This is a genomic window from Pseudomonas frederiksbergensis, assembly GCF_003732665.1.
GTDB classification, from domain to species: domain Bacteria; phylum Pseudomonadota; class Gammaproteobacteria; order Pseudomonadales; family Pseudomonadaceae; genus Aquipseudomonas; species Aquipseudomonas frederiksbergensis_G.
In genome coordinates, this window is sequence record NZ_MOBP01000023.1 from 14,683 (window position 1) to 30,335 (window position 15,653).

At 61.1% G+C, this 15,653-nt stretch carries 13 protein-coding genes and 3 pseudogenes; 9 read left to right on the forward strand and 7 right to left on the reverse strand.

Features of this window, described 5'->3' with window-relative positions; genetic code table 11:
* The first annotated feature begins 3 nt into the window (after positions 1-3).
* Positions 4-294: a nucleotidyltransferase family protein gene (locus tag BK665_RS29745; RefSeq protein WP_123410078.1), complete on the forward strand. Its 291-nt coding sequence runs from the start codon at positions 4-6 to the stop codon at positions 292-294.
* A 32-nt stretch (positions 295-326) separates the two neighbouring features.
* A pseudogene (locus BK665_RS29750) lies at positions 327-628 on the forward strand (HepT-like ribonuclease domain-containing protein).
* 36 nt (positions 629-664) lie between these two features.
* Here BK665_RS29750 and BK665_RS29755 read toward each other — a convergent pair.
* A complete protein-coding gene (locus BK665_RS29755; protein WP_123410079.1) occupies positions 665-2,083 on the reverse strand; it encodes a short-chain fatty acid transporter in 1,419 nt (472 codons plus the stop codon).
* A 201-nt stretch (positions 2,084-2,284) separates the two neighbouring features.
* Here BK665_RS29755 and BK665_RS29760 point away from each other — a divergent pair, with 201 nt between their 5' ends.
* Positions 2,285-3,598: an MFS transporter gene (locus tag BK665_RS29760; RefSeq protein ID WP_123410080.1), complete on the forward strand. Its 1,314-nt coding sequence runs from the start codon at positions 2,285-2,287 to the stop codon at positions 3,596-3,598.
* A gap of 23 nt (positions 3,599-3,621) precedes the next feature.
* Here BK665_RS29760 and BK665_RS29765 read toward each other — a convergent pair whose 3' ends face one another.
* Entirely contained in the window at positions 3,622-4,992 is a 1,371-nt protein-coding gene (locus BK665_RS29765) for a GntT/GntP/DsdX family permease (protein ID WP_123410081.1), read from the reverse strand.
* Positions 4,993-5,325: 333 nt separating this feature from the next.
* On the opposite strand from BK665_RS29765, the pseudogene BK665_RS35465 reads away from it, so the two are divergent.
* From BK665_RS35465 to BK665_RS29775, 3 genes and pseudogenes are all read left to right on the forward strand, one after another.
* Positions 5,326-5,964: pseudogene (locus BK665_RS35465) on the forward strand (PAS domain-containing protein); the annotation flags it as partial.
* A 159-nt stretch (positions 5,965-6,123) separates the two neighbouring features.
* A pseudogene (locus tag BK665_RS35470) lies at positions 6,124-6,552 on the forward strand (methyl-accepting chemotaxis protein); the annotation flags it as partial.
* Between the two features lie 52 nt (positions 6,553-6,604).
* Positions 6,605-7,210 carry a flavin reductase family protein gene (locus BK665_RS29775; RefSeq protein ID WP_123410083.1) on the forward strand — a complete coding sequence of 202 codons (606 nt, stop codon included), beginning with the start codon at positions 6,605-6,607 and terminating at the stop codon, positions 7,208-7,210.
* Here the strand turns inward: BK665_RS29775 and BK665_RS29780 are convergent.
* The 3 genes from BK665_RS29780 to BK665_RS29790 all read right to left on the reverse strand — a co-directional run bounded on the left by BK665_RS29780 (position 7,207) and on the right by BK665_RS29790 (position 9,104).
* The gene (locus BK665_RS29780; protein WP_123410084.1) at positions 7,207-7,773 is read right to left on the reverse strand and encodes a GNAT family N-acetyltransferase; all 567 of its coding nucleotides are present in this window, start codon (positions 7,771-7,773) and stop codon (positions 7,207-7,209) included. The genes BK665_RS29775 and BK665_RS29780 overlap by 4 nt on opposite strands.
* Positions 7,774-7,849: 76 nt before the next feature.
* Entirely contained in the window at positions 7,850-8,218 is a 369-nt protein-coding gene (locus BK665_RS29785; protein WP_123410085.1) for a cupin domain-containing protein, read from the reverse strand.
* A gap of 76 nt (positions 8,219-8,294) precedes the next feature.
* A complete protein-coding gene (locus tag BK665_RS29790; RefSeq protein WP_123410086.1) occupies positions 8,295-9,104 on the reverse strand; it encodes an AraC family transcriptional regulator in 810 nt (269 codons plus the stop codon).
* 149 nt (positions 9,105-9,253) lie between these two features.
* Here BK665_RS29790 and BK665_RS29795 point away from each other — a divergent pair, with 149 nt between their 5' ends.
* A complete protein-coding gene (locus BK665_RS29795; protein WP_123410087.1) occupies positions 9,254-9,895 on the forward strand; it encodes a LysE family translocator in 642 nt (213 codons plus the stop codon).
* On the opposite strand, the gene BK665_RS29800 is transcribed toward BK665_RS29795, so the two are convergent.
* Positions 9,896-11,146: an MFS transporter gene (locus BK665_RS29800; RefSeq protein ID WP_123410088.1), complete on the reverse strand. Its 1,251-nt coding sequence runs from the start codon at positions 11,144-11,146 to the stop codon at positions 9,896-9,898.
* 137 nt (positions 11,147-11,283) lie between these two features.
* Here BK665_RS29800 and ddlA point away from each other — a divergent pair, with 137 nt between their 5' ends.
* Positions 11,284-12,378 carry a D-alanine--D-alanine ligase gene (gene ddlA / locus BK665_RS29805; protein WP_123410089.1) on the forward strand — a complete coding sequence of 365 codons (1,095 nt, stop codon included), beginning with the start codon at positions 11,284-11,286 and terminating at the stop codon, positions 12,376-12,378.
* Positions 12,379-12,488: 110 nt separating this feature from the next.
* On the opposite strand, the gene ggt is transcribed toward ddlA, so the two are convergent.
* Entirely contained in the window at positions 12,489-14,321 is a 1,833-nt protein-coding gene (ggt, locus tag BK665_RS29810) for a gamma-glutamyltransferase (RefSeq protein ID WP_123410090.1), read from the reverse strand.
* Between the two features lie 166 nt (positions 14,322-14,487).
* Between ggt and BK665_RS29815 the strand changes: the two genes are divergently transcribed.
* The gene (locus BK665_RS29815) at positions 14,488-15,597 is read left to right on the forward strand and encodes a DUF2817 domain-containing protein (RefSeq protein WP_123410091.1); all 1,110 of its coding nucleotides are present in this window, start codon (positions 14,488-14,490) and stop codon (positions 15,595-15,597) included.
* The last annotated feature ends 56 nt before the right edge of the window (positions 15,598-15,653 follow it).

The window sequence follows — 15,653 nt, forward strand, 5'->3', positions numbered from 1 at the left end:
ATCATGAAACCCTCCGCAGCTCTTGATCTAAAACGTGCAGCCGTGCGCGAGGTTGTCGGTCGATTCCGTACGTCCAACCCTCGTGTCTTCGGTTCGGCGCTGCTCGGAACGGATGAAGAGGGAAGTGATCTTGATTTGCTGGTCGATGCACTGCCCGGCGCCACACTTTTTGATCTCGGCGGACTTCAGGTCGAGCTTGAGGACTTGCTTGGCGTAACAGTTGACCTGCTGACCCCCGGAGATCTTCCATTGAAGTTTCGTCAGCAGGTGCTTGAGCAGGCTCGGCCCGTATGAAAGAGAACCGTCTCGGTGATTACCTTGACCATATGCGCCAGGCGTCGGCCGATGCGCTGACTTTTGTCGAAGGACTGAGCAAGGAAGAGTTTTTCGACGACAAGCGTACTCAACAAGCCGTCATCATGAGCCTCATTATCATTGGCGAGGCAGCGACCAAGATCATGGATCGCTACGGGGAGTTCGCTACGCAGAACACCCAAGTGCCATGGCGAAGCATGCGCGCAATCGCATTGCTCACGGCTACTTCGATATCAATCTTGATGTGGTGTGGGATACGGTTCAGGCAGCGTTGCCTGAGCTATTGAAGGTGTTACCTACCCATCAGACGTGACTGCACCCACTCTCCCGAGCAGGTGCAGTCCTCCGGTCAAGGCATCACCGGCGCCGTATAAACCAGCGTCGTCCCCAGCGCCCACAGCAGAAACAGCACCAGCGGCGTATGCACCAGCAACTGCACAAACGAAAACCCGATCAAGTCCCGCGCCTTCAATCCGAGTACGCCCAGCAGCGGCAGCATGTAGAAGGGGTTGATCAGGTTCGGCAGCGCTTCGGCGGCGTTGTAGATTTGCACCGCCCAGCCCAGGTGGTAGTTGAGGTCCGTGGCCACTTGCATGACGTACGGCGCTTCGATGATCCACTTGCCGCCGCCGGACGGGATGAAGAAGCCGAGAATCGCCGAGTACACGCCCATTAATAAAGCATAGGTGTCGTGGGAGGCGATTTGGACGAAGAAGGTCGAGATGTGGTGGGCCAGGGTCTGGGCGTCGGTGCCTTTGACGGTGGTCATCAGCGCGGCAATTGAACCGTACAGCGGGAACTGGATCAGCACGCCGGTGGTGGTCGGCACCGCCCGGGCCACGGCATCGAGGAAGCTGCGCGGGCGCCAGTGCAGCAGGGCGCCGAGCATCAGGAACAGAAAGTTGTAGGTGTTCAAACCGGAGATCGCGCTGATCGCCGGTTTGGTCGAGAACTCATGAAACAGCCAACCCGCCGCCAGCAGCACCAGCAAAATCGTCAGCAACGGACTGTGCTCCAGCCATTCGCCGGGGCGGGTGCGCGGTTGCAGCGGTGGCAGGTTGAAACTCGGGTCGATGCCGCAGGCCTTGGCATCCCGGGCGGAATTCGGGCCGGGCGCGGTGGCGTAGGCGATGATCAGCGAAACCACAATCAGCGCCAGCAACAGCACGCCGGACTGCCAGAGAAAGATCGTTTGAGTGAACGGAATGACGCCGGTGATCGACAGAATCGACGGCGGCAGGCTGGCGGGGTTGGCCTGCAACTGTGCGGCGGACGACGACAGGCCCAGCGCCCACACCGCGCCAAGGCCCAGATAAGCGGCGGCACCGGCGGCGCGGTAATCCATTTTCAGGTCGGTGCGGCGGGCGAGGGCACGCACCAGCAAGCCACCGAACACCAGTGACAGCCCCCAGTTCAGCAGCGACGCAACCATCGAAATCAACGCGACCCAAGCCACCGCCGATCGACCGTTTTTCGGGATCCTTGCCAAGCGGTCAATCAGCTTCACGGCGGGCGGCGAACTGGCGACCACATAACCGCCAATCACCACGAACGCCATCTGCATGGTGAACGGAATCAAACTCCAGAACCCGTCACCGAACGCCATGGCAGCATCGGTGGGTTTGGCGCCCATGGCCATGGTCGCCAGGGCCACAATGATGACCGCCAGAGCGGCGAACACCCAGGAATCGGGGAACCAGCGTTCGGCAAAACTTGAGCAGCGCAGGGCAAAACGGGCATAGCGGCTATCGTCGATATCAGCGGCCACGGGAGCACCTCGGATTTTTATGATTATTGTGATGTTTCGGGCCGCAAAGGCCCGTCTGGTCAGGTGCCAACAGTAAATCAATCCGCCTGTTTTTGTGACGCTGTTTTGTGGGAATCGGACTATGGTCTAACGGCTTGTCCACCGGCCCATTTGCGTAGACCATGGGCGCCTTGGTTTTTTGCCCGTGCCAGAGTTCTTTTCATGACTGCCAATACCGAAACGCGCCCGGCGCCGTTTACCCGTTCGGATTACAAGACCCTGGGCCTTGCGGCGCTCGGCGGGGCCCTGGAAATCTATGATTTCATCATTTTCGTATTCTTCGCCCTGACCCTCAGCCAGTTGTTCTTCCCGCCGGAAATGCCCGAGTGGCTGCGTTTGCTGCAAAGTTTCGGGATCTTCGTCACCGGTTACCTGGCGCGACCGCTGGGCGGCATCCTGATGGCGCACTTCGCCGACAAACTGGGGCGCAAGAAGGTCTTCAGCCTGAGCATCCTGATGATGGCGCTGCCATGCCTACTGATCGGAATCATGCCGACCTACGCCCAGATCGGCTATTTCGCGCCATTGCTGCTATTGGCGCTGCGCGTCCTCCAGGGCGCGGCAGTGGGCGGTGAAGTGCCGAGCGCCTGGGTGTTTGTCGCCGAGCACGCGCCGGCCGGTCATCGCGGTTATGCCCTCGGTTTCCTCCAGGCCGGGCTGACGTTCGGCTACCTGATTGGCGCATTGACCGCGACCTTCCTCGCCCAGGCCTTCACCCCGACGGAAATCCTCGATTTCGCCTGGCGCTATCCGTTCCTGCTCGGTGGCGTGTTCGGTGTGATCGGCGTGTGGCTGCGGCGCTGGCTCAGCGAAACCCCGGTGTTCATGGCGATGCAGGCCCGTCGCGATGAAGCTGTTGAATTGCCACTGCGCACGGTGCTGCGCGAACATCGGCTGGCGATGCTGCCGGCGATGATCCTCACCTGCGTGCTGACTTCGGCCGTGGTGGTGTTCGTCGTCATCACCCCGACCATGATGCAGAAAACCTTCGGCATGACCGCCAGCCACACCTTCGCCCTGAGCGCCTTGGGCATCGTGTTCCTGAACATCGGTTGTGTGCTCGCCGGGTTGCTGGTCGACCGTATCGGCGCCTGGCGCACGGTGATGCTGTATAGCCTTTTGCTGCCGCTGGGTATCGGCGTGCTCTACACCTGCCTGATCATCGGCGGTGACTGGATTGGTCTGGCCTACGCGATTGCCGGCCTCGGTTGTGGCGTGGTCGGTGCCGTGCCATCGGTGATGGTCAGCCTGTTCCCGGCGCGGATTCGCGTGTCCGGGATTTCCTTCACCTACAACATTGCCTACGCGGCATGGGCAAGTATCACACCGCTGTTGTTGATCGGTCTGATGCCGTGGAGTCCGTGGATCTGTGTGATTTTCTGCGCGGTGATGGGCGCGGTGGGGGTAAGCAGCGCGGCGTATTTCGGCGCGCGCATTCCCAAGGTCGGGAGCCGCTCCGTGGCGCCCTGTCTGTAGCTAGCCGGGGGACGGGGCGGCCATCACGTCAACCAATGCCACCACAACAATGTCCCCACCAACCCGACCACCGACACGATGGTTTGCAGGATCGACCAGACCCAGATCGTCTGTTTGAGCTGCAAGCCAAAGTACTCGCGCACCATCCAGAACCCCGCATCGTTCACATGGCAGAAAAACACCGAGCCCGCGCCAATCGCCAGCGCCACCAGTGAGCTTTGCGTCGCCGCCAGCCCCGCCATCATCGGCGCCAGAATCCCCGCCGTGGTGGTGGTCGCGACCGTCGCGGAACCGGTGGCCTGACGCAACGCCACGGCGATCAGCCACGCCAGCAGCAGGTACGGCATGTGCGCGCCTTCGGCGACTTTGCTGATGGTCTGGCTGACGCCGGCATCCAGCAACGTTTGCTTCAAGCCACCGCCGGCACCGATGGTCAGCAGCAACACGGCAATCGGCGCCAGGCTTTTACGCAACGTACCGCCGACTTCTTCGCGGCGCATGCCATTGGCCCAGCCAAGGCAGATCACCGCCGCCATCACCGCAATGCCCAGCGCCACCAGCGGTTCGCCGAGGAACTTGAGGGTCAGGGCGACGGTGCTTTCCGGGCTCATGGCAACTTTCGCCAAGGTGCTGCCGAGCATCAGCAACACCGGCAACAGAATAATCAGCAACGACATACCGAAGCTCGGCTGGCGCGGGGCCTTGGGCGGAGCGCTGAACAGGGCGCCGAGCTCAGCCGGTTCCTCGACGTGCATGCGTTTCGACAGCCAGTTGCCATACAGCGGGCCGGCCAGGATCACTGCCGGAATGGCGATGCTGAAACCCAGCAACATGGTCAGGCCAAGGTCAGCGTGCAACGCGCTGACGGCAATCAGCGGCCCCGGATGCGGTGGCATCAAGGCGTGCAACGTGGTCATCCCGGCCAGCGCCGGAATGGCGATCTTCAGCAACGGCTGACCCGAGCGACGGGCCATGACGAAGATGATCGGCACCATCATCACCAGGCCCACTTCAAAGAACAGCGGCAGGCCAATCACCATCGCCACCAACGCCATCACCCACGGCAACGACTTGCCCTTACCGAGCCCGAGCAAGGTCGAAGCGATCCGGTCGGCGGCCCCGGATTCCGCCATTAGCGCTCCGAGCATCGACCCCAACGCAATGATGATCCCCGCCTCACCGAGAATCGCCCCGGCCCCTTTGCTGAACGCCTTGGCCACGTCTTCCGGCGGCAAACCAGCACCGACACCGGCAATGAAGGTGCCGATCAGAATCGACAGAAAGGGCGGGAGTTTGGTGGCGCTGATCAACACGATAATCGTCGCAATCGCCAACAGGCAGCAGAGGATCAAACGAGTGTCATGAACCATCCAGGCAGCAGTCGATAACTCCAAAACGGGACTCCTTATCGGGTAGATACCGTTGCAACATGTTGTTGCAATTTAACCGGAGAATACCTGAAGTGGGCGGGGTAGAGCGGTGGGTTTTGTAACCTGCCTACGCGGGCGGTCGATAAGCGAATTGGCTCGCCACCCTTATTTTTGTAGGACAACCCTCAACCCCTCTTCAGAAAACATCCCCAAGGCCGATGGCTAAGCTGCATACCGCTTTTCATCCCTGTCCATCGGTGCTTTCCCATGTTCAATAAACGCTTGAAGCAGGAGCTGTCGGCTCTTCGCGAAGAACTCTCCAGCCTTCTCCAAGTGAAGGACAGCCTGGAAAGCGAGATGCTGGTCTTGACCCTGGATCCCGACGGGCGGGTGCAATCGGTCAATCAGAATTTCCTCGGTGAGATGGTCTACAAGAGCAACGACCTGATCGGGCGGCACATCGAGGACATCGTGCCGGCCCATGTGAAGTCGGGTGAGTTCCATCAGCGTTTCAAAAGCGCGCTGACCCGTGGCGAGCACTTTGCCGGCACCGTGCGCTTGCTGCGGGGGAATGGCGTCGAGGCCTGGTTGCGTTCGATCCTGCAACCGGTGCGTTCGGCGGACGGTCGGATCAAGCATTACTCGATTTACTCCAGCGACCTGACCCGCACCATCGAAGCGTCCCGCGAGCACGAGAACCTGATCGGTGCGCTGGTGCGTTCGACGGCGGTGATCGAGTTCGACCTCAACGGCAACGTGTTGACTGCCAACGAGCGCTTCCTCAACGGCATGGGGTACAGCCTGGCGCAGATTCAGGGCAAACATCACCGCACCTTTTGTACACCTGAGGAGTACAACAGCGCGGAGTACCAGAACTTCTGGCGTCGCTTGAACAATGGTGAGTTTGTGGCCGACCGTTTCAAGCGCGTCGACAGCCACGGTCGTACAGTCTGGCTGGAGGCGTCCTACAACCCGGTGGTCGACGCCAATAACAAACTCTACAAAGTGGTGAAATTCGCCACGGTGATTACCGATCAGGTCAATCAGGAACAAGCGGTCGCCGAGGCGGCCAACATCGCCTACAGCACGTCGATCCAGACCGATAACAGCGCCCAGCGCGGCACGGCGGTGGTGACTCAGGCGGTGAGCGTGATGCGCGACCTCGCCAAGCATATGCAAACCGCCGGCGAAGGCATCGAAGCGCTGAACGAGCAGTCGCTGGTGATCGGCACCATCGTCAAGACCATCAGCGGCATTGCCGAGCAAACCAACCTGTTGGCGCTCAACGCGGCCATTGAAGCGGCGCGGGCCGGTGAGCAGGGCCGGGGTTTTGCGGTGGTGGCGGACGAAGTGCGGCAACTGGCGTCACGCACCAGCCAGGCGACGGATGAGATTGTCGGCGTGGTGCGGCAGAACCAGGACATGGCGCGCAACGCCGTGGCCCTGATGACGGACGGCAAGCTACAGGCCGAGCAAGGTTTGGCGCTGGCGGCGGAGGCGGGCACGGTGATCGTCGAGATTCAGGACGGCGCGCAGAAAGTGGTGAACGCGGTCGGGCAGTTTGCCAATCAACTGGCGACTTGATGTTTGCCCGGGCGATCCCGCTACAATCGGCGTTTTCCTCAGGAGCAGACATATGACCGTTTCCCATCGCCGTGCGGTTCCGTTGTCCAAGGCCTATCGCCTGCTCAATCACGGGCCGACCGTGCTGGTCAGCGCCACCCACGACGGCCAGCGCAATATCATGGCCGCGGCCTGGGCCATGCCGCTGGATTTCGAACCGCCAAAAATCGCCGTGGTGCTGGACAAGTCCACCTGGACCCGGCAACTGCTGGAAGCCTCAGGTACGTTCGTGGTGAACGTGCCCTGCGTCGCCCAGGCTGATGTCGTGCAAACCGTGGGCTCGACCTCTGGCCTGGCATTGACTCAAGATCAAGGCCAGGACAAATTCCAGGCCTATGGTTTGCAGACCTTCAGCGGCGAACTGATCGAAGCGCCGATGCTCGAAGGGTGCGTTGCGTGGCTGGAATGCCGACTATTACCGGAGCCGCACAATCACCAGCAATACGATCTGTTTCTCGCCGAAGTGATTGCCGCACAGGCGGATGAACGCGTTTTCAGCGACGGCCGCTGGCACTTCGAAGGGCATGACGCGCTGCGCACCTTGCACCATGTCGCCGGTGGACACTTCCTGAAGATCGGTGACCCGGTGGATGGCAAGACCCTGGGCGAGTCTGACTAAAGAGCGCTGATCGGCGACGGTTCAAACTCGGCGCGCAACAACGAAAGTTGCAGCAAGTCGTGATGTTCCCCCAACCAGAAACCCGCCTGTCGAAGGCGTCCTTCCTGGACGAAACCCAGGCGTTCGAGCAACTTCAAGCACGCCTGGTTCTCTGGATGGACAGTGGCCTCGATCCGATTGAGCTGCATCTGTTCAAACCCCCAGACCAAAGTGGCCTGTAGCGCTTCTGACATCACGCCTTTGCCCCAGGCTGACTGCCCCAGCGCGAAACCCAACGCGCAGCTTTTCCATGCGCGGTTCCATTTGAAGAAGCCACAATTGCCAAGCAACTCTTCGTGTTCTTTGTACTGGATGCCCCACCGGATGCCGGGGTTCGGTTGAGTGCGGGCTTCAGCGAAGGTGTCGACCAAGGCTTGGGCCTGGGCGATGTCGGTAATCGGGTCCATGCCAAACCAGCGCATGGCTTGGCCGTCACCGTGAATCGCCAACAATGTCGCTGCATCGGCCGTTACGATTTCACGCAGCAGCAGGCGCGGTGTTTCGATGCTCGGGAAGTTGCTCATGGAATGTCCTTATTCCTCGGCCGCAAAGTCGGTCAAGTGATCACGGTGACCACAGTCTGCGTATTTGCGGCCTTTTTCAAATCCACAGATCATTCACCGCCGTAAGTTCGCCGCCTTCAGTTCCGGTGTTCACTACGCCCCTGGGTTCGATCAGCAACAGCTTCACTTCCTGTTCCGCCGACGGTTTGTGTTCGACCCCTTTGGGCACGACGTACATTTCCCCTGCTGAAACCAGCACATGCCCGTCACGAAAATCGATGCGCAATTGCCCTTCGAGGACGATGAAGGTTTCGTCGGTGTCCAGGTGATCGTGCCAGATGAAATCCCCCAGCAACTTCACCACTTTGAACTGGTAGTCGTTCATTTCGGCGATGACCCGGGGTGACCAGTGTTGCTCAATCAGGTCGATTTTCTGCAAAAAGTTCAGGCTTTTGAACGTGTTCATCAGGTGGTTCTCCAGATTGATTCCGAGCCCACGATAACCAGCGTATCGGTGTGATTCTTGAACGATTGTGCGAGGCTCAGCGTCGGTGCATTTTCATCCAGCGGGCCGGCGACAGGCCGTAGGTCTTGCTGAACTGGCGGGTCATGTGGCTTTGATCGCTGAAGCCGGCAATCAGTGCGGCACTGGCCAGTGACTGGCCCTGAGTCAGCAGCGCACGGACCAGGTCCAGGCGACGCATGGTCAGGTAGCGGTAGGGGCTGGTGCCAAACAATAGGCGAAAATCCCGGGACAGACTCCAGCGATCCCGACCGGCGTGTTGCGCCAGTTCGTCCAGGGTCACGGTACGATCCAGCGCACTGTGCATGAACTCCCGGGCGCGCTCGGCAGCCACATAGTCGAAGCGCTGGCGCTTGTCCGGCGCGCCGGAAACGGTGCTCAGGGCCTGTGCCAGGTCGAACAAGGCGTCCTGTTCTTCCAGCGGATCGAGCGGGTCATCCAGGCTACGCATCAGCACATCGGTGGCGGCGAACAAGCGCGGATCGGTGGACAAACCGGTCTTGATGAACGGCAGTGGCTGGCCACCGAGCATCTGCTGGATCAGCGCTGGCTCGATGTACATCATTCGATAGTGGAAACCACTGTCGGTGCCGGCCTCGCCGTTGTGGACTTCATCCGGGTGCAGCACCAGCGTGCCGCCCGGCAGGCTGTGGCGCCAGCCGCCGCGGTACTGGAAACTCTGCACACCGGCCAGGGTGCGACCGATGGCGTAAGTGTCGTGACGGTGCAGGTCGTAGCCATGGCCGGCAAAAAACGCTTCGATACGCTCCAGCCCGCCGATGTTGGGCGTGCGGTGAAACCAATCGCTGGAAGGCAGTTGCTTGGCCATGGTGGCGTGTCTTGGGCTCGATTCAGCACACGTTAACCCAGCAACGGTCGGTCTGTCTGCGACCGGTGGCATCAGCGCGACCGCTAGAAAGTCGTCAGTAAATGTTGCAAGGTAAGGCTTCTCTGAGACACACGAAGGCGATCCCTGCCATGGAACCGACCCCATTGAGTTACGCCGCGCCGTTATTGTCCCTGGCCCTGTTGTGGACGGTTGCTGTCGTGACCCCCGGCCCGAACTTCTTCAACACTGCGCAACTGGCGGCCAGTTGCTCGCGACGGCATGGCGTGGTGGCTGCGCTGGGTGTGGCGACCGGCACGGTGCTGTGGGGGTTGGCCGGTGGCCTGGGGATCAAATCGCTGTTCAGCGCGGCGCCAACGCTGTACCTGACGTTCAAGATTGCCGGTGGCTGTTACCTGATCTATCTGGGTTTGAAGCAGTTCAAGAGCAAACCGGCGATGGTGCCGGGCGGTCATGATGCGCTGGGTGGGGCAGGGCGCACGCTGCTGTCGGCGTATGGCCGGGGTTTTGTCGGCAATATGACTAACCCCAAGGCTGCGTTGTTCGTCGCGACGATTTTCGCCACTGCCATGCCGGCCTCGCCCCCACCAATGTTGCTGGCGCTGGCGGTGCTGACCATGGCCAGCCTGTCATTCAGTTGGTATTGCAGCGTGGCGTTGCTGTTTGCCAGCCGTCGGGTGGCAGAGGCTTATGATCGTTCGCGCAAGTGGCTGGACCGTTTTGCCGGCAGTTGCTACCTGCTGTTTGGTGCGCATCTGGTGGCCAGTCGCTGATCAGGTCAGCGCCGTGGCGATCGGTCGATCGTTAGCCACGCAGGCGCGATTCAGTGTCTCGGGCATGGCCACCACCAGCAACACCAGCGCAGTCGCCGCCACCGCCGCCAAGGTCAGGAATGCGGCGCTGTAGCCGGCCTGCTGCACCACCAGACCGGCCAATCCATTGCTCAGTGCCGCGCCCAAACCGAACACCGTCGACAGCGCGCCCAGGCTCACATTAAAGCGCCCTGTGCCTTGGGTCAGGTCCTTGATCACCACCGGGAACAAGGCGCCAAAGATCCCGGCCCCGACGCCGTCGAGCAACTGCACGGCGACCAGCCAGTAGGGATCATCCGACAGGGTATAAAGCACCCCGCGCAATGGCAGGATCAGGAACCCGGCCAGCAGCAACGGCTTGCGTCCCCAGACATCGGCCTTCCACCCCACCAGCAACGCCACCGGCACCATGACCAATTGTGCGGCGACGATGCACGCAGACGTCAGTGGCGTGGCCATCTGCAAATTCACCAGGGACAATTTCTGACTCACCAGCGGCAGCATCGCTGCATTGGCCAGGTGAAACAGCCCACAACAAATGGCGAACACCAGCAACGGCCGGTTGTGCAGCAGCACACTCAGCCCCGAGGGCTGCTCGCCATGGGGCGGGCCTTGCGGGTCGAAACCTCGGGCAACATCGTGATCGATGGCGTGGGGCGAGATGAAGCTGATGGCGACCACGCTGGCCAACGCCATCACCGCCATCAGGTAAAACACCGCCACCGGGCCGAACAAATAGGCAAAGCCACCGGCCAGCAATGCGGCGGCTGCATTGCCGGCATGGTTGAAGGTTTCATTGCGCCCGGTGCGTCGGGTGAAGGCCCGAGGCCCGGTGATGCCCAGTGAAATGGCCGAGATAGCCGGGGCAAATACTGAGGCCGCGACAGCGCTCAAGGCCTGGGTCAGCGCCACGAACGTAAAGGACGTAATGAAGGGCAGCAGCAGGCAACTCACCGTCACCAGCAGCGCGGCGACGATGATCACGCCGCGCTTGCGCCGGGTGCGGTCGATCAGCGCACCGGCCGGGGTCTGGGTCAGCAACGCGGCAATCCCTGCCAGGGTCATCACCAGGCCGATGCTGGCCGGGTCCCAGTGATGCACCGCCAGCAGATAGATCGCAAGGTAAGGGCCGAGTCCGTCGCGCACATCGGCGAGAAAGAAGTTGAGCCCGTCCAGGGAGAGCGTGTTGCGACGATCGGTCGGAGCGTTCAAGGGCGGCCTCGGCGTGGTGGGAACGCATAAGCGTGCTGCGCATAAACAATGACTGGTGGACGCAGCGCGAAGTTTCAGCCTTTAACTCATCGGCGCTGCCGTGGTATGAAACATCACATTCAAAATGAGGCCAGGCAATGAGCAAACTGCGGGTTGGGATTATTTTCGGGGGCCGTTCGGCGGAGCATGAAGTGTCGCTGCAATCGGCAAAGAACATCGTCGATGCACTGGACCGTTCGCGCTTTGAACCGGTGCTGATCGGCATCGACAAACAAGGCCACTGGCACCTCAACGACCCCTCGAACTTCCTGCTCAATCAGGAAAACCCGGCGCTGATTGCCCTCAATCAATCCAATCGCGAACTGGCGGTGGTGCCGGGCAAGGCCAGTCAGCAATTGGTGGAAACCTCCAGCCAGGAGTTGCTCGGCCACGTCGATGTGATCTTCCCGATCGTCCACGGCACCCTCGGCGAGGACGGCTGCCTGCAAGGCTTGTTGCGCATGGCGGACTTGCCATTTGTCGGCTCCGATGTGCTGGGTTCGGCGGTGTGCATGGACAAGGACATCAGCAAACGCCTGCTGCGTGACGCCGGGATTGCGGTGACCCCTTTTGTGACGCTGAACCGCGCCACTGCTGCGCGCACCGGGTTCGCCGAGGTGCAAGCCAAGCTCGGCCTGCCGCTGTTCGTCAAACCGGCGAACCAGGGCTCTTCCGTGGGCGTGAGCAAGGTGACCGATGAAGCTGAATACACGGCCGCGATCAACCTGGCCCTGGACTTCGACGAAAAAGTCCTGATCGAATCCGCCGTCAGCGGTCGCGAGATCGAATGCGCGGTACTTGGCAATGATCAGCCGATTGCCAGTGGTTGCGGCGAGATCGTGGTGCGCAGCGGTTTTTATTCCTACGACAGTAAATACATCGACGACCAGGCCGCCGAAGTGGTGGTGCCGGCCAACATCAGCGATGAAGCGAGCGAGCGTATTCGCGCCTTGGCCGTCGAGGCTTTTCAGGTGCTGGGCTGTTCAGGGCTGGCGCGGGTCGACGTGTTCCTGACCGACCGTGGCGAAGTGCTGATCAACGAGATCAACTCGCTGCCCGGTTTCACCCGCATCAGCATGTACCCCAAGCTGTGGCAGGCCACGGGCATGACCTATAGCGAACTGGTCAGCCGCTTGATCGATCTGGCGCTGGAAAAGCACCAGGCGCGGCAGGCGTTGAAGATCAGTCGCTAGGCTTGGTAACGATTTACTCCGCGACATCGCCTCTCGGCGCGCAACTGTCTGGCAGGCAATATCAAAAAGGCCTACCTCCCGGTAAGCCTTTTCTCATTCCTGCGTAAGACTCAATCCCCCAACGCCTCCCCCTCGCGCCGCGGATCTGCCCCACCTGCCAGCGAAGCCTTCCCCTGCGCATCCTTGACCCGAACAATCGCCTGGGTGCCGCTGGTCATGTCGATTTCATTCACCACATGCCCTTTGTCCTTCAACCCCTGAATCAGCACCGGGCTGAATTGCCCTTGTTCCAGTTCGGTCGGGCCGTTGCGGCTGCCGAAGTTCGGCAGGTTGATGGCGGCTTGCGGGTCGAGGTTCCAGTCGAGCAGGCCGATGGTGGATTTGGCGACGTATTCGATGATTTGCGAGCCGCCCGGGGAGCCGATGGTGGCGAGGAATTCGCCGCTCTGGCGGTCGAAGATCAGGGTTGGCGCCATGGACGAGCGCGGGCGTTTGCCGGGTTCGACGCGGTTGGCGACTTTTTGCCCGTTCTCTTCGGGGATGAATGAGAAGTCGGTCATCTGGTTGTTGAGCATGAAGCCCTGGACCATCAGGTGCGAGCCGAACGCCGATTCGACGGTGGTGGTCATGGACACTGCACCGCCTTCGTCATCGACGGCGACCACCTGCGAGGTGGAGATGCGCAGGGGCGAGCGGTCCGGCGCGTAGGCGACTTGAATGCCCGGCGGTGTGCCGGGTTTGGCCGTGCCCATGCTGCGGTCGCCGATCAGGGCGGCGCGGCTAGCCAGGTAAGCGGGATCTACCAGGCCTTTGACTGGCACGGGCACGAAGTCGGTGTCGGCCACGTACTGAGCGCGGTCGGCGTAGGCCAGGCGTTCGGCTTCAGAGATCAGGTGCACGGCTTCAGGGGCGGGTTCGATGCCGGCGGGTTTATCAGTCTTGTGTGGTTTGAGTGGCGCCAGGGCCAGGCGCGGGTCGCGGGTTTCCAGGGCTTGCAGGGTGCCGAGGATCTGCGCCACGGCAATCCCGCCTGACGATGGTGGCGGCATGCCGCAGACTTGCCAGCGTTTGTAGTCGGTGCACAGCGGCGCCCTTTCTTTGGCCTGGTAGCCTTGCAGATCGTTCAGCGACAGGCTGCCGGGATTTTTATGACCCTGGACCTTGGCGACGATTTCTTCGGCAACCGGTCCTTTGTACAGCGCGTCCGGTCCTTCGTTGGCGATGCGTTTAAGCACGGCAGCCAGTGCCGGATTTTTCAGCCGCGTACCGACGGCTTTCGGGCTGCCGTCGGCATTGCGAAAGTACGCCATCATGTCCGGTGAACGCTGCATCGACGAGTCCGAGGCAATCAACTGGTGCAAGCGCGGCGAGATGGCAAAGCCTTGCTCCGCGAGTTTGATCGCCGGCTCGAACAGCTTCGCCCAGGGCAAATGCCCGTGTTTCTGATGCGCCAGTTCCAGTGCGCGTAACACCCCCGGCGTCCCCACCGAACGACCGCCAATCTGTGCCTGGGTGAACGGCATCGGTGTGCCGTCGGCTTGCAGGAAAAGTTTCTCGGTGGCGCCGGACGGAGCGGTTTCCCGACCGTCATACGTGCGCACGGCTTTGCCGTCCCACAGCACGATCAACGCGCCGCCACCGATACCCGAGGATTGCGGTTCCACCAGGGTCAGCACCGCTTGCATCGCGATGGCCGCATCGATGGCCGAACCACCCTGACGCAACATCTCCCGCCCGGCCTCGGCCGCCAGCGGGTTGGCCGCTGCCGCCATGTGTTTCGAAGCATGGCGGGTTTGCAGGTCGGTGCGATAACCCGAGGCGGCTTCTGGCGCGATGGGCAGCGTTGAAGCCGGAGGGGCATTGCACGCGGCGAGGGTCAGCGCGGTGGCGATCAGCGACAGGGCTGACAGGCGATAGCGGCTCAAGTGGAAGGCTGGGAACACGTGGGGGCACTCCGTCCGTGGGAAAAAGGTTTGGGGACTTTATCGACCGACAAGGTACGACGCAAACCGCGTCCGAGCGCCACAACGTTTTTATCCTTCATGAGTTGGCGAATTTTCTGTAGGGTCGAGAGCAACACAGCGGCCAGAAAACCTACAAGAGGCACACATGCAGACTGAGTTTCCTACCCAGCCAAGTTACCGTGGCCAACGTGAACAATTTCTCGCGGCGGCCACTGCTGCCGGAGCGACATTGACCGCGTATCCGCATCCACTCACAGGGCCGTTCGGTGAACCGTTGAGCACCGATGTGGCGGTAATCGGTGATCCGAAGGCCAAGCGTTTGTTGATCGCGTTGAGCGGCACCCACGGGGTCGAAGGCTTCTATGGCTCGGGATGCCAGATCAAGTGGTTGCAGGATCTGGGCAAGCGTTCACTACCGGCGGATGTGGCGGTGGTGGTAATCCATCTGATCAACCCGTGGGGCACGGCGTGGTTGCGTCGGGTCAACGAAGACAACATCGACCTCAACCGCAACCACCTGAACTACGAACAACCATTGCCGGACAACCAGGCCTACGCGTCGCTGCATGAAATCTATGCTTGCACGCAGCTGAACGGACCCGAGCGTGATCGCGCCGATGCCTTGCTCGATGCGCAAATCAATGAACACGGATGGCCGGCAGTGATGTCGATTGTCGAGGGCGGCCAGCACAGTCATCCCGATGGCTTGTTCTATGGCGGTTTGGCGCCGAGCTGGTCGAACCGCACGTTGCACCAGATCATTCAGAAACACATCGCCCATGCTGACGTCGCCATGTGCTTCGACTTGCACACCGGCGCCGGTGAATACGGTCATCCGATGCTGCTGACTATCACCGAAGCGGCGTACCCGGCGCTGGACGATGCCCAGGCGATTTACGGCCCATGGCTCTACACTCTGCACACCGGCGCCAACACCACGAGCGAAACCGGCGTGGCCGCGACCGCCACCGGCTACACCTCGCAAGCGCTGCTCAATGCCTTGCCGAACGTGCGGCTGATGCCATTTGTGATCGAGTGCGGGACGTATCCAGGTGCGGCGGTTCATCGACATCTGCGCGATGACCACTGGTTGCATCTGCATGGCAATCCGAGTGATGCGGTCGGGCGCGGGATCAAGCTCAATCTGCTGGAGCAGTTTTATCCTGCGGACCCTGATTGGCAGGCCATGGTGTGGCTGCGCACCTGGCAGATTTGGGAGCGAGGTTTGTCCGCGTTATCGACGATGCATGCCTGACGGGGCGGGCACTTTTCTCGAGGCATAAAAAAACGGCCTACCTTTCGGTAAGCCGT

Coding starts and splice junctions, on each gene's coding strand:
- BK665_RS29745 (WP_123410078.1), top strand. CDS start 4: ATGAAACCCTCCGCAGCTCTTGATCTAAAACGTGCAGCCGTGCGCGAG.
- BK665_RS29760 (WP_123410080.1), top strand. CDS start 2,285: ATGACTGCCAATACCGAAACGCGCCCGGCGCCGTTTACCCGTTCGGAT.
- BK665_RS29775 (WP_123410083.1), top strand. CDS start 6,605: ATGACCGTTTCCCATCGCCGTGCGGTTCCGTTGTCCAAGGCCTATCGC.
- BK665_RS29780 (WP_123410084.1), bottom strand. CDS start 7,773: ATGAGCAACTTCCCGAGCATCGAAACACCGCGCCTGCTGCTGCGTGAA.
- BK665_RS29785 (WP_123410085.1), bottom strand. CDS start 8,218: ATGAACACGTTCAAAAGCCTGAACTTTTTGCAGAAAATCGACCTGATT.
- BK665_RS29790 (WP_123410086.1), bottom strand. CDS start 9,104: ATGGCCAAGCAACTGCCTTCCAGCGATTGGTTTCACCGCACGCCCAAC.
- BK665_RS29795 (WP_123410087.1), top strand. CDS start 9,254: ATGGAACCGACCCCATTGAGTTACGCCGCGCCGTTATTGTCCCTGGCC.
- ddlA (WP_123410089.1), top strand. CDS start 11,284: ATGAGCAAACTGCGGGTTGGGATTATTTTCGGGGGCCGTTCGGCGGAG.
- BK665_RS29815 (WP_123410091.1), top strand. CDS start 14,488: ATGCAGACTGAGTTTCCTACCCAGCCAAGTTACCGTGGCCAACGTGAA.